14 protein-coding genes and 2 pseudogenes are annotated in these 18,190 nt (G+C 69.4%); 8 read left to right on the top strand and 8 right to left on the bottom strand.

What is annotated here, in order from left to right; translation table 11 throughout:
• Positions 1–105: 105 nt before the first annotated feature.
• A complete protein-coding gene (locus ACZ6C6_RS13105) occupies positions 106–1,095 on the bottom strand; it encodes a helix-turn-helix transcriptional regulator (protein ID WP_469202074.1) in 990 nt (329 codons plus the stop codon).
• Positions 1,096–1,195: 100 nt separating this feature from the next.
• Here ACZ6C6_RS13105 and ACZ6C6_RS13100 point away from each other — a divergent pair, with 100 nt between their 5' ends.
• Both ACZ6C6_RS13100 and ACZ6C6_RS13095 read left to right on the top strand, forming a co-directional pair.
• Positions 1,196–1,594: a VOC family protein gene (locus tag ACZ6C6_RS13100; protein ID WP_469202072.1), complete on the top strand. Its 399-nt coding sequence runs from the start codon at positions 1,196–1,198 to the stop codon at positions 1,592–1,594.
• 333 nt (positions 1,595–1,927) lie between these two features.
• Positions 1,928–2,284 carry a zinc ribbon domain-containing protein YjdM gene (locus ACZ6C6_RS13095; RefSeq protein WP_469202070.1) on the top strand — a complete coding sequence of 119 codons (357 nt, stop codon included), beginning with the start codon at positions 1,928–1,930 and terminating at the stop codon, positions 2,282–2,284.
• Positions 2,285–2,532: 248 nt separating this feature from the next.
• Here ACZ6C6_RS13095 and ACZ6C6_RS13090 read toward each other — a convergent pair whose 3' ends face one another.
• Positions 2,533–3,177 carry a hypothetical protein gene (locus ACZ6C6_RS13090; RefSeq protein ID WP_469202068.1) on the bottom strand — a complete coding sequence of 215 codons (645 nt, stop codon included), beginning with the start codon at positions 3,175–3,177 and terminating at the stop codon, positions 2,533–2,535.
• A 383-nt stretch (positions 3,178–3,560) separates the two neighbouring features.
• Between ACZ6C6_RS13090 and ACZ6C6_RS13085 the strand changes: the two genes are divergently transcribed.
• Positions 3,561–4,826, top strand: a complete 1,266-nt coding sequence (locus tag ACZ6C6_RS13085; RefSeq protein WP_469202066.1) for an APC family permease — start codon at positions 3,561–3,563, stop codon at positions 4,824–4,826.
• A 653-nt stretch (positions 4,827–5,479) separates the two neighbouring features.
• Positions 5,480–6,679, top strand: coding sequence for an MFS transporter (locus ACZ6C6_RS13080; protein ID WP_469202064.1), 1,200 nt, complete (start codon positions 5,480–5,482; stop codon positions 6,677–6,679).
• A gap of 498 nt (positions 6,680–7,177) precedes the next feature.
• Here the strand turns inward: ACZ6C6_RS13080 and ACZ6C6_RS13075 are convergent, their stop codons facing one another.
• Positions 7,178–7,645: a hypothetical protein gene (locus tag ACZ6C6_RS13075; protein ID WP_469202062.1), complete on the bottom strand. Its 468-nt coding sequence runs from the start codon at positions 7,643–7,645 to the stop codon at positions 7,178–7,180.
• A 358-nt stretch (positions 7,646–8,003) separates the two neighbouring features.
• Here ACZ6C6_RS13075 and ACZ6C6_RS13070 point away from each other — a divergent pair, with 358 nt between their 5' ends.
• From ACZ6C6_RS13070 to ACZ6C6_RS13060, 3 genes and pseudogenes are all read left to right on the top strand, one after another.
• Complete coding sequence (locus ACZ6C6_RS13070) at positions 8,004–8,735, top strand: dienelactone hydrolase family protein (protein ID WP_469202060.1); 732 nt, start codon at positions 8,004–8,006, stop codon at positions 8,733–8,735.
• Between the two features lie 75 nt (positions 8,736–8,810).
• Positions 8,811–9,173 (top strand): annotated as a pseudogene (locus tag ACZ6C6_RS13065) (helix-turn-helix domain-containing protein); the annotation flags it as partial.
• Between the two features lie 169 nt (positions 9,174–9,342).
• Positions 9,343–10,343 (top strand): annotated as a pseudogene (locus ACZ6C6_RS13060) (IS5 family transposase).
• Between the two features lie 25 nt (positions 10,344–10,368).
• On the opposite strand, the gene ACZ6C6_RS13055 reads toward ACZ6C6_RS13060, so the two are convergent.
• The 3 genes from ACZ6C6_RS13055 to fxlM all read right to left on the bottom strand — a co-directional run bounded on the left by ACZ6C6_RS13055 (position 10,369) and on the right by fxlM (position 14,726).
• The gene (locus ACZ6C6_RS13055) at positions 10,369–10,707 is read right to left on the bottom strand and encodes a hypothetical protein (RefSeq protein ID WP_469202058.1); all 339 of its coding nucleotides are present in this window, start codon (positions 10,705–10,707) and stop codon (positions 10,369–10,371) included.
• Positions 10,708–11,198: 491 nt separating this feature from the next.
• Positions 11,199–11,774, bottom strand: a complete 576-nt coding sequence (locus ACZ6C6_RS13050) for an AAA family ATPase (RefSeq protein WP_469202056.1) — start codon at positions 11,772–11,774, stop codon at positions 11,199–11,201.
• Positions 11,775–12,365: 591 nt separating this feature from the next.
• Entirely contained in the window at positions 12,366–14,726 is a 2,361-nt protein-coding gene (gene fxlM, locus ACZ6C6_RS13045; protein WP_469202054.1) for a methyltransferase, FxLD system, read from the bottom strand.
• 50 nt (positions 14,727–14,776) lie between these two features.
• On the opposite strand from fxlM, the gene ACZ6C6_RS13040 reads away from it, so the two are divergent.
• On the top strand, positions 14,777–15,178 hold the full coding sequence (locus tag ACZ6C6_RS13040) for an NUDIX domain-containing protein (protein WP_469202052.1): 402 nt from the start codon (positions 14,777–14,779) through the stop codon (positions 15,176–15,178).
• A 121-nt stretch (positions 15,179–15,299) separates the two neighbouring features.
• Here ACZ6C6_RS13040 and ACZ6C6_RS13035 read toward each other — a convergent pair whose 3' ends face one another.
• Both ACZ6C6_RS13035 and ACZ6C6_RS13030 read right to left on the bottom strand, forming a co-directional pair.
• Complete coding sequence (locus tag ACZ6C6_RS13035; RefSeq protein ID WP_469202050.1) at positions 15,300–16,502, bottom strand: protein-L-isoaspartate O-methyltransferase family protein; 1,203 nt, start codon at positions 16,500–16,502, stop codon at positions 15,300–15,302.
• Between the two features lie 141 nt (positions 16,503–16,643).
• The gene (locus ACZ6C6_RS13030) at positions 16,644–18,122 is read right to left on the bottom strand and encodes an NUDIX domain-containing protein (RefSeq protein WP_469202048.1); all 1,479 of its coding nucleotides are present in this window, start codon (positions 18,120–18,122) and stop codon (positions 16,644–16,646) included.
• Positions 18,123–18,190: the final 68 nt, after the last annotated feature.

Here is an 18,190-nt window from a genome sequence, read left to right as displayed (position 1 = left end):
CTCTCCGGCTCGACCGGCCCGGAGAGACGCGCTTCATGCCGAGCCCGCGCCACCCGCCAACGCCCGGAGCGGAATGGGGAGGCCGACCCACCCTCTGGACGGCTGTCAGGCTTGGCGGGCGTACGACGCCAGGCGCTGGGAGAGCGCGTCAACGAGGGTACGCAGTTCGTCCGGGCGCTCGATGACGAACGGCCGGTCGAGTGAGGCGAGCACCCGAGGCAGCCAGTCGAGTCTCTGCACCCGCAGTTCTACGCGTATCCAGTGCTCGGCCGCCGGGTCCCCGTCCGCAGCGGGCTCGTGGTCCCTGAGGCCGGCGACACTGGCCGGAAGGTGTACCCGGATCTGCTCCCACGTCCCGTGGATCCGCAGGGACACCTCGTGCCGGTATTCGGCCGTGGCGAACCCTGACACCACCCGCTGCGCCGTGTCGATCTCCGCGGGCGCTTGGAACGAGCCGGGCAGGGCCCGCGCGCTTGCGATGCGATCGAGCCGGAAGGTCCTGTCCTCGCCGACCCCGTCGTCCCTTCCCGTCACATACCACCGGCCCGCGTGGGAGACGATCCCGTACGTGTGCAGCGTGCGTTCGCTGTGCTGTCCCTCGCGGTCGATGTAGTGGATGGAGACCGGCCGTCTGTGGCGGACCCCGTCGGCGATGGTGAGCAGGACCTCGGCATCAGGGCGGTCCGGCTCGCGTGGCTCATCGCTCAGGGCGAGAGCCGACAGGAGTGTGTCGAGCCGGTGGGCGATGTGCTTGGGCAGCACTCTCCGAATCTTCGCCGATGCGGTCTCGCTCGCCGTGCGCTCCGTCGTCGTCAGCCCTGCCCGGCGGCCGGCGGCCAGGCCGAGCAACACGGCCAGCGCCTCGTCGTCGCTGAGCATGAGTGGAGGCAAGCGGTAGCCGGGAGACAGCCGGTAGCCGCCGTACCGGCCTCGCACCGACTCCACGGGCACGTCCAGATCGATCAGCTGGCTCACATACCGCCGCACGGTGCGCCCCTCGACACCGAGACGGTCGGCGAGCTCGGCCACTGTCCGGGTGCCTCCCGACTGCAGCAGTTCCAGGAGTGTCAGCACGCGGCCGGTGGGTCCAGGCATTTCCGCAGCCTAACGCGGATCCGAGAATAGAGGACCGATTCTGTCCACTATCTTTCCTAGTCTGAGGCGTACCGTTTTCGGCCCGGCCAAGGAGCTCTCCATGGACTTCGTCTCGATCCGCATCATCACCGCCGACGTCGCACGCCTCGTCGCGTTCTACGAGCGCGCCACAGGACGAAAGGCGACGTGGGCCACCGAGGACTTCGCCGAACTCAGGACCGCGGGCGCGACCCTCGCGATCGCCGGCACCCCCACGGTCCCGCTGTTCGCCCCGGACTCTGCCCGGCCCGCGGACAACCACAGCGTGATCACCGAGTTCCTCGTCGACGACGTGGACCGGGTGCACGAGAACCTGGCCGGCTTTGTCACCGACTTCGTCACGGAGCCCACCACGATGCCCTGGGGCAACCGGTCGTTGTTGTTCCGCGACCCCGACGGCAACCTCGTCAACTTCTTCACCCCCGTCACCGCGGAGGCCGTGGCGAAGTTCGCACGCTGACGGCACATACGCCGTTCGCCGAACTCTGGGGCCCCCGAGGAGCGAATCTTCGGCTTTCCAGCGGCGTCGGCCTGCACCATGCGAGGCGACGCCGGACATCCGATCCGCTGTGCTCCGGTGCCGGCGACGACCGACTCCCGGCCCTGGCAACGTATGCCTGCCCGCTGCGGCGACGCGGCGGGCGCTTTCAGGCGGAGCAGCACATCGTGTCACGGCCCGTCGGACTACGGGCCGTGACACGGGCGGTCGCGCATGGAGGTCCGCCGCACGAGTCGGCCACCCCCATTCGATTGCAGAATTTCGCAATTAAGCAAGTCGTTCTATGCTGCACCGGTGAGCGAGAACCTTCCCCCGTGCCCTGAGTGCAACAGTGTCCACACGTACGAGATGGGCGCCCTCCTGGTCTGCCCCGAGTGCGGCAACGAATGGTCGCCCGCCGCCGAATCCGCGGGCGGCGACAACGGCCCCCGCATCGTCAAGGACGCGGTGGGCAACGTGCTCGCCGACGGCGACACCGTGACCGTGATCAAGTCACTCAAGGTCAAGGGCCACCCCACAGGTATCAAGACCGGCACCAAAGTCCGGGGCATCCGCCTGATCGAGGACGGTGTCGACGGCCACGACATCGACTGCAAGGTCGACGGCTTCGGCGCCATGCAGCTCAAGTCCAGCGTGGTCAAGAAGGCCTGATCCCGGTGTTCGGCGGGGTGCGCCCGGTCATGGAACCGCACGGCCGGGGGCTGAGCGGCTGAGGAAATCAGAGCCCTGTGCATTGCACCTGAGGTGCCCTTGGCCGAGACCCGGCGCCCCACCGCCGATGTCCACGGCAACCTTCACCCGCCACTGGCTCCTTCGCCTTGCGGAGGACGTTCGCGGCCATCCCGCTGACCGAGGGCGAACGCGCCGCAGTGGACAACGGGCAACACGCACTTGGCCAGCTACTGGGGCGACCGACCGACGTCCCCACGCCGGCCGGGCCGACTCCCCGGCAGACCGGCGTCCCGGCTCGGGCCGCCCCGCTGCCCGTCATCGGTGTCACCCGGAATCCGGCCGGGCGGTAGTGCTTCGCGAGCCAGCCTGTGTCGGACGTAATCCGGATGGGCCGCTTCGACCTCGATGCGGTTCTCGTCGAGGCCGTTGACGATCCGCAGGCACCCGCCGGCGAAGACGAACTCCACTGCGACGGTTCCCGCTGCCAGGTCACGGCCTGTCGGCCGCCATTCGAGGAGCGCGACCTCGCTCAATTCCTGACCGACGAACGGTTCGAGGCGTTCGTCATCGTGGGACCACTGGGGCGTGAGCTCGACCCATTCCCAGCCCGTGATGATCGCCGCGGTGTCTATCGTGTCCCAGCCGATCGAGAGTTCGTCGAACTTCCAGTGGCAGACCTCCACCTGGATGCCGTCGAAGTCCAGTACCAGCGGGCAGTCGGCGAACCAGTCCCCGTCCTCGACGAACCGCACCAGCGCGTACCGCGTCAACCGCCTGCCGCTGAGCGTCGTCAGGCGTGTTCCGTGCACCTGTCGAATCGCGTCGACCCCGACCAGGAAGGACGGCTCGAAACCAGAGATCCCCATGTTCACAGCACCTGAGTCTCCCGGCCCTCGACCCGGTCGGCCAACACATTTCGACCAAGACGGCCTTCGGCGTCACCTGACTGATCAGCGACGAACCAACCGCCCTGCGTCGTCGACGCCCAGAGCATCGACAGCGATGCTCTCGTCGCCGACCGAGATCAGTGGACATGGGTTGGTATGGGGCGGCGCGCCAGTGTGGCCTTGAAAGCGTCCTCCTCGATGCAGCGGGCCTCGTGAGGCCGAGGTGCTTGTCAGAACACCAGCGGGTTGCCGGGCCAGTACCTCCGTCGAACGCCCGGCTGGAAGGTCCCGTCGGTCGTGTTCACCTGCCCGATGCCGGGCTCCTATACCGTGCGCTGGTACCGAGGCCCGTTACGAGGAGGTAGGACATGAGTGCGTCGCCGCCACCGGCCGGTCCGGGGGAGCTGAAGCGGCATGTGGGCCTGGCCGACGCGGTCGTGATCGGCCTCGGGTCGATGATGGGCGCGGGCATTTTCGCCGCCCTCGCCCCGGCCGCGGCGGCGGGCGGGTCCGGGCTGCTGCTCGGCCTGGCGCTGGCCGCGGTGATCGCCTACTGCAACGCCACTTCCTCCGCACGGCTGGCGGTCCTCTACCCGAAGTCCGGCGGCACTTACGTGTACGGACGCGAGCGGCTCGGTGAGTTCTGGGGCTACCTGGCGGGGTGGGGGTTCGTGGTCGGCAAGACCGCCTCCTGCGCGGCGATGGCGCTGACTGTGGGCTCCTACCTCTGGCCCGCTCAGGCCCATGCGGTGGCGGTCGCGGCGGTGGTGGCCCTGACGGCGGTGAACTACGTCGGTGTACAGAAGGCGGTGTGGCTGACGAGGGCGATCGTCACGGTGGTCCTGGCGGTGCTCGCCGCCGTGGTCACCGCCTGCCTCACCAGCTCGGCCACCGACACCGGACACTGGACCGTTGGTGCCGACGCCGGATGGCACGACGTACTCCAGGCCGCCGGGCTGCTCTTCTTCGCCTTCGCCGGCTACGCGCGCATCGCCACCCTCGGCGAGGAGGTCCGCGCCCCGGCCCGCACCATTCCCCGTGCGATCTCGACCGCGCTCGGCATCACCCTGGTCGTCTACACCGTCGTCGCGCTCGCCGTCCTCGCCGTGCTGGGCCCCGACCAGCTCGCCCGCGCTACCGCGCCGCTGGCCGACGCCGTCCGCGCGGCGGGCGTGTCCGGCCTGGCCCCCGTGGTGCGGGTCGGCGCGGCCGTGGCGGCACTGGGCTCGCTGCTCGCGCTGATCCTCGGCGTCTCCCGCACCACCCTGGCCATGGCCCGCGACCGCCACCTGCCCCACGCCCTGGTCGCCATCCACCCCCGCTTCCAGGTCCCCCACCGTGCCGAGTTGACGGTCGGCGCGATGGTGGCGGGCCTCGCGGCGTTCGCTGACGTGCGCGGCGCGATCGGCTTCTCCTCGTTCGGCGTCCTGGCCTACTACGCCGTCGCCAACGCATCCGCCTTCACCCTCACGCCCGCAGAAGGCCGTCCGCCACGGATCGTGCCTGTCCTGGGCACCGCCGGCTGCCTCGCCCTGGCCCTCGCCCTGCCCGGCACCTCCGTGCTCTGGGGCGCGGCCGTGCTCGCGTCCGGCGCCGCCGCCTACGGGCTGCGGTGGACGCTCGCCCACAGCTGAGAGGACATCAGAACCGAAGCGGTTCCGGAGGCAGCACCTCGCGGGCAAGCTGCGCCAGCGCCCGCCGCTCCTGTGCCAAGCCCCTGTCCCCAGTCTTGGTCGCCCGGTGGATCCGGCGGGTCGGGCTGCCGGCCACCCGCTGCTCGGACGTTCGCAGACTGTCCTCCTCAAGCTGATGAGGCGTCGGCGACTGGTTCCCGGGCTCCGCGCCAGTTGGATGCCTCCGAAAGTTTCGGCTGAGGGGACGTTTAATTTCGGCATGTTTTACTAAAGTCGTTGCCGTGGGTGACGCGGTGGGGCAAGATTTTTGACGTAGAGACGTCAACTGGGGGCAGCCGGGACAGCCCCGACCCGGCCCTCCGGCCACCAACCGGACACCGGGGCCCACTGATGCGTCGCAAGCCAATGCAGTGCTGTGTGTTCTGAACACGGAACCCGCCCTTCGCTGAGCCGCGACAGCAAGTGTGGGCATCTCTCCGCAGTCTCGTCGGCGTGACTGTCAGCGCGATGCCCTGAGCGGTGAGCCGGTTCCGGCTGTGCCGGGTGGCGAGTTCGCCGTACGTGAGCCCCCGAGGCCGGCCGATCCCGGGGGAGGGGTTGTGCACCTACGGCATTGAAGGAGCGAAATCCTTGCGAAGGGGCCTGTTGCGACCATGGATGTGACTGTGCCGGAGTCGATGGCGAAGGCGCCCGGCGAGGTCACCCGCGGGCGAGCGGTGGCCGCGGTGACGGCGCTGTCCGTCGCGCTGTTCGCGTTCGCCACGGTGGAAACCCTGCCGGTGGGGCTGTTGCCGCAGATCGCACACGGGCTGGGGGTGTCGCTGCCGTCGGTGGGGCTGCTGGTGACCGGTTACGGACTGGTGGTGATGGCGACAGCCGTGCCGTTGACCGCGGTGACCCGGCGGGTTCCGCGTCGGCGTCTGCTGGCCGTGCTGCTGAGCGTCTTCACCGCGGCCACGCTGCTGTGCGGTGTGACACCTGGGTACGGCGTGCTGCTGGGGGCACGCATTTTGATCGCGCTGACCCATGCGGTGTTGTGGTCGGTGGTCGCTTCGGCTGCCGCTGGGATGTTTCCCGAGCGGGTGCGGGCGAAGGTGGTGGCCGCCCTGTTCAGTGGGTCCTCGCTGGCGCAGGTGGCGGGTGTGCCGGCCGGGACGTGGCTCGGGCAGCAGACGGACTGGCGGGTGCCGTTCCTGGTGATGAGCGTTCTGGGCCTGCTCGCCGGGGCCATCGTGGTAGCCGGGTTGCCGTCGGCTTCGGCCGAAGACAACCCGGCCGCCATCGCCCCGGAGCCCAGCGGCTTCCGTTTCGCCCTGCTGGTGACGGTGACAGCGGTCGTAGTCGCCGGGTTCTTCACCTTCTACACGTACGTCACCGTCTTCCTCACGCGTGTCGCCGGGATGTCCTCGCCCTCCGTCGGCGCGGTGCTCGCAGTGGGCGGGGTGGCGGGTCTGATGGGTACGAGCGTGTCCGGGGTGCTGTCGGACCGCAGTAGCCGCGCCACCATGACCGGGTCGGTGACGCTGGTGACCGCCGCTCTGGCACTGCTGGTGGCCGCCGGATCCCACCCCACCGCTGCGGTGACCGCTGTTGCCCTGCTCTCCCTGTCGCTGTCCGGCATGGTCACCGCTCTCACCAGCCGCGTCCTGCGCATCGCCCCAGGCAACGTGGACGTAGCCTCCGCCGCCGGCTCGGCTGCCTTCCAAGCGGGCATCGCCGGCGGTTCCTTCCTCGGCGGCCGCCTCCTGGACGGACATGGCCCGCACTACACCGTCGTCACCGGTGCGGCTCTCGCCGCCGCCGGTCTCATTCTGCTCCTCCTGGAGGAGCCCCTCAGCCATCGTTGCCGGTAACGGAAACAGCGACACCGAGGCCGGATACCGTACGGGAGGCGACGCCACGCGAACGGCCCGCTCGGCCGGTCGATTGGGCTGAACGGTGCCGCCTGGCCGACGCGCGGGCGCGTCATCACAGCGCCGGTCCACCTGGCCTTCGGCGGCCGTTCCGAAGGACACAACGGCTGATCTGCTGGGCCGGATGCCCCAGAAGGAGAGATCGGGCATTCCGGCTCGTACTGGTCGGCGCCGCTGCGCGCCGGTGAGCCGATCCCACCACTCCGGACTCGGCCACAAACCCGTTGCCCATAGTTGGCGGAGGCGGCGACAGCCGGCATGGGGCAGCTCACGCGGGTCCACAGCACCGACCCGTGACGCCGCCCCCGGACTTGAGCGGCTGTGCCTGCCACAGCAAACCGCCGTTGCGGCTAACCGGTTCGCCGGTGCACGAAGAGTGCCGCACCTGTTGACGAGTCGAAGTCAGTGGCACAGTGATCGGCATGCGGGCCGGGCAGGTCATCCAACGGCGCTGGACGCCGCGCGTCGCCGCCGTGTTCGGGCCACCGTCTTCATGACCGGCAGAAGCAGGAACAATACGGCGCCCGCGCCGGTCGAGGCGGCCAGCAGGGTCGCCCCACCGCCGTCCACGTCGGCCGCGGCGGCGACTGCCTGCGGATCGTCCGCCCGGTACCGGACGGTGAGGTGCGCGCCCACGGGGTACTTGCTGCCACTACTGCCTGGGGGCAGGGCCGCCACGACGGTGCGGTCCTGCGCCTCGAAGGCGACCTTGCACTGTCCCAGCGCGAAGGTGCCGCGGGTATGCATGGTGGCGTCGGCGAGCACACCGTCGCGGAGCGAGCGCTGAAGCTGTGCCTGGGGGACCAGTACCAGGGCCGACAGCGCGCCCAGGAGCAGCGCGAGACCCAGCCACACGAAGACTTCCGTACGGAACCCGGCGCCTGCACGTACCGTCTCGTCCACCATGCCCTACCTCCGTATGCCCTGCTCACGTACGGGGCAACGGTATGTGAGGCTCCGCGGCGGGGTCACCGGCTGTTGGCGGCACCCATGAGCCGGTCCCGTTGCCGGACATCGGCAGGATCCGGGCCAACATGGATTACGGCCTCTGCTACCCCAAAGAGCTAGTGCCGCATCAGACAAAGTTTGCCCTGTCGGTATCCCTGCCCGGGCCAGGGCGGAGTCCTTCGTGATACGTTCCTGCCGCCGTGCACTGCTGCGAACTGAGGAGGTGAGACCGATCAACGTTTTGACAGGTCGGGCCCTCCCCCTTCGCATGGCCTAGGGAGCGCCCGCAGAGGCATCCCGAAAGGCATGACCCGCTATGCGCTTCATATCTGAGGCGTCGTCCGACGGCGTCCGCGAACAACTCTTCACTCTCGGCGACATTCCTGGCGTCTTGTGGACGCCGGAAGGTGCCGTCGCCACTCGTCCCCTCGTCTTGATGGGACACGGTGGCGGTCAGCACAAGAAGGCCCCTGACGTCCTGGCTCGTGCACGCCGCTTCGTGACCGACTGCGGTTTCGCGGTCGTGGCGGTCGACGTGCCCGCCCATGGCGACCGGCCGAAGGTTGAGGAGTACGACCGGATCGCGACGGAGAACCAGGCTCGGGTGGAAGCCGGTGAAGAGTTGGCCCCGCTGATCGCCGGCTTCCAGGCACTCGTGGCCGGCCAGACCGTGCCGGAATGGCGAGCGGTCCTGGACGCGGTTCAGCAACTCGAGCACGTAGGCGCCGGCCCGGTGGGCTACTGGGGGGTCTCGCTGGGATGTGGACTTGGTGTTCCCTTCGTCGCTGCCGAACCGCGGGTCCGCGCGGCGGTACTGGGCTTGGGCGGAGTGCTGGCGTCGGCCGAGGCCGCCGCGCGGATCACCGTCCCAGTGGAGTTCTTGGTGCAGTGGGACGATGAGCGGGTGCCGAGGGTTCAGAGCTTGGCGCTGTTCGACGCCTTGGCCTCGGCCGAGAAGACGTTGCACGCCAACCCCGGCAAGCACGGCGAGATCCCGGCATTCGAGCTGGAGAGCACGCTGAGGTTCTTCGCCCGGCACCTCGGCTGATACCGCCGCCTGCAGGCCGCGACGCGCCGGTCGGGAACCGGATCCCGATCGGCGCGTTCACTGAAACTGGTCGGCGTGGCCGACAGAGTTCAGGTTCGACACATCGACGATGACGAGGGACAGCGCCTGCTGAGGATCATCCGCAGAGGCACCGGATCAGTGGTGACATGGCGGCGGGCCCAGATGGTTCTCCTGTCCGCGCAGGGCATGCCGGTGGTGAAAATCGCCGAGGTGTCGTTCACCAGCGCGGACCGGGTGAGGGATGTAATCCACAACTTCAACGCGGACGGCTTCGATTCGTTGTACCCGAAGTACAAGGCCGGCCGGCCGAAGGCCTTCACGCTGCCCGAGCGGCGCGAGATCGCGAAGTCGAAGCCGACCGAGCACGACCTGCCGTTTTCCACCTGGAGCCTGACCAAGCCGGCGGACTTCCTGGTTGATCCGCCGCTACATCATTTGGCGGAACCGCCGCGCCGACGACCAACGCCTACAGGAGGTCGTCGACAGGGCGAACGTTGCCTGACGCGGCACTAGGGCGTGTATCGAGTCGTGATCAATTTGCAGGAATCGCCCTCGCGGCGGCGTCTGGACCGGTAGATCTTCTTGCGTGACGCGAGTGCAACTGACTGACGGGGAATGGGAGTTCGTCGGTCCGTTCCTGCCGATCGGCGAGTACGGCCCGTACCCCACGCGGCTGCGGCAGCAGTTCGAGGGTGTGATCTGGCGGTTCAGGACGGGCGGGCAGTGGCGGGAGATGCCGAAGGAGTTCGGCGCCTGGTCCAGTGTGCATAACCGCTTCCGGCAGTGGCGTGACGCGGGCGTGTTCGAGGCCCTGCTGGAGAGCCTGATCGCGGAAGCAGCGAAGCGGGGTGAGGTGGACCTGTCCTTGGTCAGCATCGACTCCACCACCGCGCGCGCTCACCACGACGCCGCTGGGATGCACCTGGATCAGGGCCTCCTCACCGCTCTGGAGAAGGCCGCCGCCAAGGAAGAGAAGGTCAGGCCAAAAGGGGCAACTCCGCAGAACAAAACGGGCAGGAAGCCGAAGCGGATCCCGAGCGGGAGGTGCGGCGAGGGATCCAACGCCGACGAAGAGTCCGCCTGAAGGCCGCACTCCTGGGACGCTCCAGGGGTGGGCAGACCAGCAAGGTACACCTCGCCGCCGACCGCAAGTGCCGCCCGCTGGCATTCGTCCTGACCGCGGGCCAGGCCGCGGACAGTCCGCAGTTCATCCCCGTGCTCAACCAGGTACGAGTCCGCGGGCCTGTGGGCCGCCCCCGCACTCGCCCGGACGCGGTCGCCGGGGACAAGGCCTACTCGTCCCGTGGCAACCGTGCCCACCTGCGAAAACGACACATCAAGGCGGTCATCCCGGAGAAGAAGGACCAAGCCACCAACCGGAAGAAGAAGGGCAGCAAGGCCGGTCGACCCGTCAGTCACGACGCCGACCTCTACAAGGAGCGGAACACCGTCGAGCGACTGATCAACAAGCTGAAGGCCTGGCGGGGCATCGCCACTCGCTACGACAAGACCCCGGAGAGCTACCTCGCCGGCCTCCGCCTGCGCGCCTCGATGATTTGGATCAAAGACCTCACCCGATGCGACTGACCGCTCGGGCGGCGACTTGAGCGCCTTACCGGTCGACGGCGCGAGTCGCCAGCCGCCGACGCACCCAGGCGGCGAAATCGTCCCCAGGACCAGCTGGCCGCACGTCGGACAGCAGCGCTTCTATCTCCGGAACCGGTGCGTCATCGACCCGCAGCAAGATCTCCAGCCTGGTCAGCGGCACCAGTCGCACGACCGGCATGGTTGGATGGCGACACTCGTGCAGGAGATTGGTTCGGTCGAGCAGGTGAATCATCTGCGGGATCGCTTCGTTGCGCAACGCACTTGCCAGCGCCTCACCGCAGATGTGTCGGTTGTCCTCGCGCAGAGCCCAGCGTGAGCGAAGCCGCCCCTCGATGTTGGGCATATGTGCTGCCTGTGGTGGTGGAATCACGTCGCCTGCCACAACCGCCTCCCCGAAGGCGCGGGGAGCCCCCACCTCGCCGCTGGCCCAGTGCTGCCGGTTGATCCACTGCCAGTAGAGAGCCGGCACTAGGCGGTACCCCACTTCGAACACAGCGGCGTCCGGGTCGACGTAGTGACGTGCGAACCCGAGAACAGCCTGATCACCACTGTCTGTCCGAGACGAAGCGGAAGGTGCGGCCAGCCCGCTTGAACTTGGCTGATCGCATCACTGGGGCCACATACTCCCTGACCAGCAAGTCCAGCGGTCTCATCAGTCTCACTTCCATGTTCACGCGCCCGCACGGAGCCCAGTTGCTGCCGCAGCATAGTGCCGCGCACCGACAGTCTCTGGGGTGCGTTGCACCACCGGATGGAGATCGATGTCCGCGAGCATGAGGGGCGCTCCGCAAGGTCACGCTCGAACCGCCCTTCGATCACAACTCGATACGTGCCCTAGTACTCCAGCCGCAGATCGTGATCTGTGGTCTGTGCCGATCGGGATGACCAGTGTGTCACCGCGATGGCATCGCGTGCGATGTCGGTGACGGACCGGTCGTCGGTGGGCACTCGTGCGACCCATGGAGGCGCGGTGGCTTCCAGGTGTTGGGCCATGACGGTGCTCCGGGTGATGTGGGCGTCGAGTTGGCTTCCGATCTCCCGGGTGCCCAGGCGCTGCCGGGCGGTTGCGTCGTCGGCGGTCAGGAGGACCGCGGTGATGCGGGGTGCGCCGCCCATGGCGCGGGCGATCAGATCGGGTTCCAGAACGGAGACCGTGTTGGTGTAGATCAGCCTGCGGTATCCCAGAGCGGCGTAGTTGCGCCAGATGGCAGCGAGGTTTGCCTCGGTCATTTTCGTGCGCGAGGGGTCGTCCGCCGGGGCGGGGAATGCCTGGTCCAGGTTGTCGCCCTCGATCAGGCAGTGGGCGATGCGTAGGGCTTGCAGTTGCGCGGAGACCTCCCAGCCGACCGTGCTCTTGCCTACTCCGGCGCGGCCCCCGATGAGCAGTGCTTCGTATGCTGCGGTCTGCACAGGTGGTCTCCTCGCGTTCGCATTGCCGATGGCATCCGAGGCGACAGGGACGCAGCCGCCGTTGACCATTCGTATGAAGGCAAACGATCATACGGTGGTGGCCGCGGGTCACAGCGTAGACGGCCTGAACTCCCGGCCTCGATCACCTAGTCCAGGCCGAAGACGTCCGCCGGCAAGCCCCGGCCAGCACGCGCACCCGCTCGCGCGGCCCCGGTCGCGCGCCGTGGCCGCCGCCTCTCCGAAGGCCGTTGCGGCAGCGTCGTACGCGCTGCCCGGCATCGGAGCGCCACCCGTGCGCGCACCGACGCGCTGGTCCGGCTCGCCGCCTCCTGCGGGTGCAGCAGCGATCTGTGGCCTCTTCGACCACGCCGACGCTCTCGATGCCGAGGCCGTCATGCCCTCCCCAGTTTGAGGACCTGCTGGTAAGGGGCGTTGCCCTCGAAGGGAGGGCTGCAATTGGTCTCCGAAGCGGGGTTGTCCGTGACGACAGGCCACAGCTCCTTCCCGCACTCCGCGGGGTCCCTGATCCCCGACCACCGGCCCAAGCAATGGATGTCCTGCCGCTGCCGAAGGCACCGTTCAGCCAGCTGATCAGGCGTTTCCTGTGGCGGTGGTGACTGTGTCGGAGGTTTTGGTGGGGGAGGGGAGGCTGCCGTCGCGGCCGGGCCATCGGAACACCAGCCGGGAGGACGCCTTGTCCAGCACGTCACCCAGGGGCAGTTGATGGATTGGGGTGCCGGCCGGGTGGACGGTCAGGACGGGATCGGCGTGCTCGTTGTTGTCGTCGGCTCGGATGTGGCGATCCCATGCCTGGACCGTGGCCGTGAGCTGCTCGGCGAGCCGCGGGCCCTGCTCGCCGAAAGCGTGCACAACCCATTCCCATTCACGGTCCTGCGACTGTTCGCCGTGCCGGGTCTGGACATGGGTCAGGTAGGCGAGCGAGGCATCCCCGAGGACGGCGGGCGCGTCACGGCCCTTTGGGATGACGGTGGCCCCGGGGTCCTGGTGGGCGTGCAGCCGGCAGAAGCCGGGCAGGGTGGTCGCCGCGTACAGCTGCAGGGATCCGAAGTAGGCGTTCGCCCCCATCGTGATACCCGTGGCGATCTCGTGGCGCGGCCCGCGCAGCGCCTCCTCCAGACCGTGGGTGCCGGCGGGGGCGCCCTCGTCGAAGCGGAGGCTGAGGGCCCCGTCGAGAAGGTGGACGAGCGGGGCGGTGCGGGCCTGCTGTCCCTGGTCGCGGACGAAGCCGCAGTACGTGAAGTGGCGGGCGTGCAAAATCTGGCCGCGCCGCTCGAAGGTGACCGACCGGGTGTAGCCGCCCATCTCCAGCGGCATCACGAGGCGTCCCCCGTCGGCCAGTTGCTCGACCCAGGCAGGGCTGATGTCCCAGCAGTTGTAGGTGATCATGGTGGCGTCGAAGCCGCCGCGCGGCACGAGGTGGGCTGGGGCACCGAGTGCCGCGTCCGCCTCCACGGCGGTGACACGCCCTCTGCCGGCTTCCGCGAGGAAGGCCCGGGTGCGGCGTACGACCCAGGGGTCGATGTCCACGCTGACCACGCGCCCCTGGGTGACGTGGGCGATCAGCTCGGCGTTGTAGCCACCGGACCCCGCCTCGCACACGATCGCGCCCGGATCGAGACGCAGCTGCTCGATCATGTCGGCCTGGAGCCAGGCCGCGGACACTGAACTGATGGCCGTCCCGGTCTCATCGCGGCGGGTTACGACCGCGCGGTCGCCGCCGTCGTACGCGTGCGCCAGGCTCGCCTCCGGGGCGTAGCGATGCCGGGGCACGGTTTCCAGCGCACTGCGTACGGCAGCGGACGGGGCCCAGCCGCCCTCGATCACCGTCCGGGCCATCGCCCGGCGGAGCCGGACGGCTTCGGCCGGTTCGCCCGGCACGGGCGGCCGATCATTGGCGAGCGGGTAGGAGACCACCGGTGGCAGGTCGGGGATGACGCCGGGCCACACGCTGTCGATCGCGAGCGCGGCCGGGACGAAGACGTCCCCGGCACAGGCGAGGGCGTGCAGGTCGAGGAACTCCCAGCGGTCGAACTTGTCCGCCTCCGGGTTGGCCAGGGTTCCCGTCCACGCGGTGACACGGACGACGGCAGTGAGCCTCGGGATGCCGTGGCTGTCGTCGACCAGCATCGTCACCACGTACGCGTCCGCCGGGGCGGCGACCAGGCCGGTTTCCTCGGCGAGCTCGCGGACGGCTGCGGCGGCGAAGTCCTCCGGGCCGTGGGTTTTGCCGCCGGGCAGTTCGAGCATGCCGCGGCGGGAGCGGCCGAGCAGTACCCGGCCGGCGTGGTCGGTGACGACCGCGAGGGCGCCGGTCAGGGCATGGGCGGTGGGGGGCCGCTTCTCGACGGCCCTTGTGCCGGTGTGGCAGGGGCCGCGCAGGACCAGGACGGCCATGCCGTCCGCGTCCAGGCGTTCCACCGCCTTCCACCCGGCGGTGAGCACGGCGATCTCCTCCTCGTCCAGGGCGATGCCGCGCCGCTCCTCGGGTGTGCTCGCCGCCACCGGGGTGATGACGACAAGAGCGCCACCGTTCCGGAGCCGCTCACCCAGCCCGTGAAGGAGGCGCCCCCTGTCCTGGACGAACGCGTACATCAGACGGAGCGTGATCAGGTCGTACCCCTCTTCATCCAGCGGGGCAGGGTCGTCGCGCTCGATGTCCAGGTGCAACCAGCGCACGTCCTCGACATCGGCGTGCTCCTCGCGGGCCCGGGCGAGCGCGCTGTCGGCGAAGTCGACGGCGTCCACGGTGTAGCCGAGGGAGGCGAGGCAGGCTGCCAGGTCGCCCGTGCCGCAGCCCACGTCGAGCGCGCGGCCGCCGCCCGGGGCGGGGGCGTGCTCGGCGAGGATCTCCCGCTCCCGCTCACCGACCTGCCGGAAGTTCCTGCCGTCGCTGAAGTGCTTCTCCCACTCGGCGCGGGCTGTGTACGTCAAGGTGCTGCTCCTCGTGTGTAGGCGGTGGTGGTGTTCAGGGGCGTCGTGCGGTGCCGGGCCGGAGCGCTCCGGCCGCGTTCGACGAGGATCTCGATCGTGTGCTGCTGGTTCGTCACCGGTGGCGTGGTTGGGTTCCGCCGGGCGGGCGCGTTGAGCCCGGGGAAACACCGCGGGAAGGTGCACGCCGCGAACTCTTCGAGGAGACCGGTGTCAAGGTGGAGCTGTTGCCCGAACCCGCTATGGCGACCGTGCGTTCCTACCGCGCCGAGTGGCCGGTGACTCTCGGGCTGTCGTTCGTCGCGATCACGAGTGTAGCGACGCCTTTGGTCACAGAGAGTGGACAGCCGGCGGCCTGGACGGCCCTGAACGAGAACTGGGCCGACTATTTCCCCGAGGACCCATCGCGCGTCCGCCGGCATGCGCGATGGCTGCGTGAGACTTCCGGTTACTGAAGCGAATCCTCCATCGCGCGGTGATCTTGGGAATGGGCTGGGCATGGTGCTGAAGCTCGACACGTTGGGCCTCCAGGCCAGCGATGCGCTTCTAGGCGAAGCGGGGTGGGAGTGGGCTCCCTCAAGGCGCTCCTGGGGTGAGCGGAGGCAGGACCCACTTCAGCGCGCGCAGATCGGTGCCGGATGAAACGTGCTGGGGCCCGCCGTGTTCTGGGACGGACACCCAGTACGTGTCGGGCCGCCCAGCCCGGACCCAGCGGGCGTGCACCTCCTCCAGCTCGGCCCACACGTCCCGGGGGCCGTGCACGCGGACGGTCGCCTCGCCGGGCCCGGCGACCGCCCAGGAGTCCTCGCCGGGAGCGGCGATCGTCATCGTCTCGGCCTGGAAGTCGCGGACGAGCCCGGGCGCCAGATACGCGGCGGCGAGCCAGAAGCCGTACGCGTCGTCCGGCGGCGGCGCGAGCCGGGTCGTGCGCGGTACGCCGGGGTCGGCCTTGATCCGGGGCCGCATCGTCACCGCGTCGAGCCACTGGTAGCCGAGCATGGGCCGGTATCCGCGCGGCCGTCCTCGCAGCACTGCCTCGATCCCGCCGGCCTCGGTACGGGTGATCACAAGCTGTCCGGGCCAGCTCGGGGTGCGGGTGGTGAGCGTCGTCAGCAGCCGCCCGCCACGCGCGAGCTGCTCCAGCCATGCCGGCGGCACGCAGGGCACACCGATGCCGGAAAGGATCCGGTCGTACGCTCCTTCCGCCGGATGCCCGTCGAGAGCATCGCCCTCGACGACCGTTGCGCCCAGACCGGTCCGGTCGAGGTTGTGCTGGGCGAAGGCGGCCATACGGCCGTCTCGTTCGACGCCGAAAGCGAGGTGGAGGCCGGTGATGGCGGCGGCGAGAGCGAGGGAGACCCCCGGCCCCGGGCCGAGCTCCAGGTACCGCTGCCCAGGGCACAGTTGCAGCGTCCTCAGAGCTTCGACAGTGGCCCGGCCATAGGTCGACATCGACGTCATGTGCCCGCCGGTCACGGGCCCGCGGACAAGTGTGTCGAGCCGTTCACCGTCGCGCTGCAAGAGGACCGACTCACCGCTGTGGATCAGGTCGAGCCACTCCTCCCGGTCCTCCGGGTGCGCGCCGTCGAGCAGACGCCACTCGATGGGCTCCACGCCCGGTTCGCTCACCCGTACGTACGCGTGAGGAAGGAGCACCTCCCGCGGCACCGACAGCAGTGCCCCGCGCAACCGGACATCGGCCAGCACACCGTCGGCCTCCAAACGGTCCACCATCGCCGCGCGGTGGGCCTCCGGGGTGCTTGCCAGGTCAGCAGCCATGACGGTCCTTTTCCTGACGTGGTGGACAGCAGGGCGTCGCCGCAACGGGCACGGTGGTCAGGCGGCGGGCCCGAGCCATCTGCAGCGAGTTGCCCTGTGGGCCGCACAACTCGTTGTCGGCGCCGACCGCAGCGAAGTCGCTCACCGGGACCACCCGAGCTCGCTGTAGGAACGGCCGGCCCGGATGCCCTCGATCGCGACACGGGTGTAAGGGACGATCGGCTCCGGCAGGTCCTTCGCGTCCCACCAACGCCAGGCGAGACACCGCTCGGGTTCGCGATTCTCGGGGGTGCCCTCCCAGTGGCGGGGGCGGAAGAACAGCTGGATCCTCGGCCGGGCTCCCGGGTCCACCGTATGTACCGTGTGGACGAGTTCGAGGTCGGCCGGATCGATGACCAGCCCGGCCTCCTCGAATGCCTCGCGGGCGAGACCGGCGGTCGCCGACTCCGCCTCCAGGTGCCCGGCCAGGGCATGCCATGTTCGGCCTGCGTAGGCCGAGTCCGGGTGCCGCAGCCCCAGCAGGACCTTGCCCTCGCGCTCCAGGTGGAGGTGGACGCCGACGACGTGCAGCACGGTCCCGGCGGGCGCCTGGCCGGGCTGAGGCCGAGCAACGGGCGGAGGCTGCTCCACGGTGGCATGTCCGGCTGCGTGGCGGCGGATCAGGTCTCCGAGTCCGGGGCTGAGACGGAGCCGGTCGAGGGTGTCCAGGGCGAACCACTTCAGCAGGACGCCTTCGCGGAGATCCACCGCTTCGGCATCCCCGCTCCAGCGCCCGGCGTAGACGCTGATGGGCACGGCAAGGCCATCGATGCTCGTCGCCTCCTGGACGGCGAACGGCACCATTTCCGTGGGTTCCAGACCCGGTACCTCCTCGGCAAGCTCACGTCGCAGTGTTGCCTCAAGGCCGGCATCGTCCCGCGACCGCTTGCCTCCTACGAGGGCCAGTACCCAGGGCTCCCACATGCCCTCGCGGTCGTCGCGCAGATGAAGGAGGTACCGGCCGACTCCGTCATGGATCAGGGCGTTGGCGCTGACGGGCTCCGGGCGCCCGTCGAGGCCCTCTGCCTCGGCGGCCAGGAGCTTGGCCCGCAGCGTCGGGGATCGCACGTCGGCGTACGGGAGCCACTGGGCTCCGGTGACTTCCTCGTCCTGCAGAGTGAGCGCAGGCGGTTGCTCGGAGGTGAGGTAGAACGCAAAGCGGACATCGAAGTGCTGGTGAGCGGGCTCGCCCTTGGCCGGGTTGGCGTCGATGTCATGCACATCCACATCGATCGGCTCGTCGAGGAACTGCGGGGTCAGGCACAGGTCGCCGGGGCGCAGCCCGGTCTCTTCGCACACCTCGCGCACGGCTGTGGCCAGGAGCGCTCGGTCGCCCGCCTCAACGTGGCCGCCGGGGCAGAGAAGCAGCCCTGTCACCCGATGGCCGATGTGCAGCACCCGGCGGTCGCGGTCGATGACCACGGCGCTGCAGGTCAGGTGGCCGGGCATCGTGGCGCGACTGGACGGCTCGTCGGTGGCGTCGAGGACAGCCAGCAGCCCTTCGAGGGATGGGCGTTCCCCAGCATGGCGGCTGAGGTAGGTCTCGATGGTCTCTCGGATATCGGAGCGGGAGGGCGGCACGTGATCACCTCGGGATGTGTGGGACGGAATGTAAGGACCGGGGAAAAGCGGCGTGCCTGGCGGCGGGC

It is taken from the genome of Streptomyces sp. NPDC041814 (assembly GCF_055590565.1).
This window is presented reverse-complemented; position numbering and strand designations above follow the sequence as displayed.

What these genes read in the sequence shown, in the direction of transcription:
- ACZ6C6_RS13100 (WP_469202072.1), top strand. Translation starts at nt 1,196, where the DNA reads ATGGACTTCGTCTCGATCCGCATCATCACCGCCGACGTCGCACGCCTC.
- ACZ6C6_RS13075 (WP_469202062.1), bottom strand. Translation starts at nt 7,645, where the DNA reads ATGGTGGACGAGACGGTACGTGCAGGCGCCGGGTTCCGTACGGAAGTC.
- ACZ6C6_RS13055 (WP_469202058.1), bottom strand. Translation starts at nt 10,707, where the DNA reads ATGCCCAACATCGAGGGGCGGCTTCGCTCACGCTGGGCTCTGCGCGAG.
- ACZ6C6_RS13080 (WP_469202064.1), top strand. Translation starts at nt 5,480, where the DNA reads ATGGATGTGACTGTGCCGGAGTCGATGGCGAAGGCGCCCGGCGAGGTC.
- ACZ6C6_RS13070 (WP_469202060.1), top strand. Translation starts at nt 8,004, where the DNA reads ATGCGCTTCATATCTGAGGCGTCGTCCGACGGCGTCCGCGAACAACTC.
- ACZ6C6_RS13085 (WP_469202066.1), top strand. Translation starts at nt 3,561, where the DNA reads ATGAGTGCGTCGCCGCCACCGGCCGGTCCGGGGGAGCTGAAGCGGCAT.
- ACZ6C6_RS13105 (WP_469202074.1), bottom strand. Translation starts at nt 1,095, where the DNA reads ATGCCTGGACCCACCGGCCGCGTGCTGACACTCCTGGAACTGCTGCAG.
- ACZ6C6_RS13035 (WP_469202050.1), bottom strand. Translation starts at nt 16,502, where the DNA reads ATGGCTGCTGACCTGGCAAGCACCCCGGAGGCCCACCGCGCGGCGATG.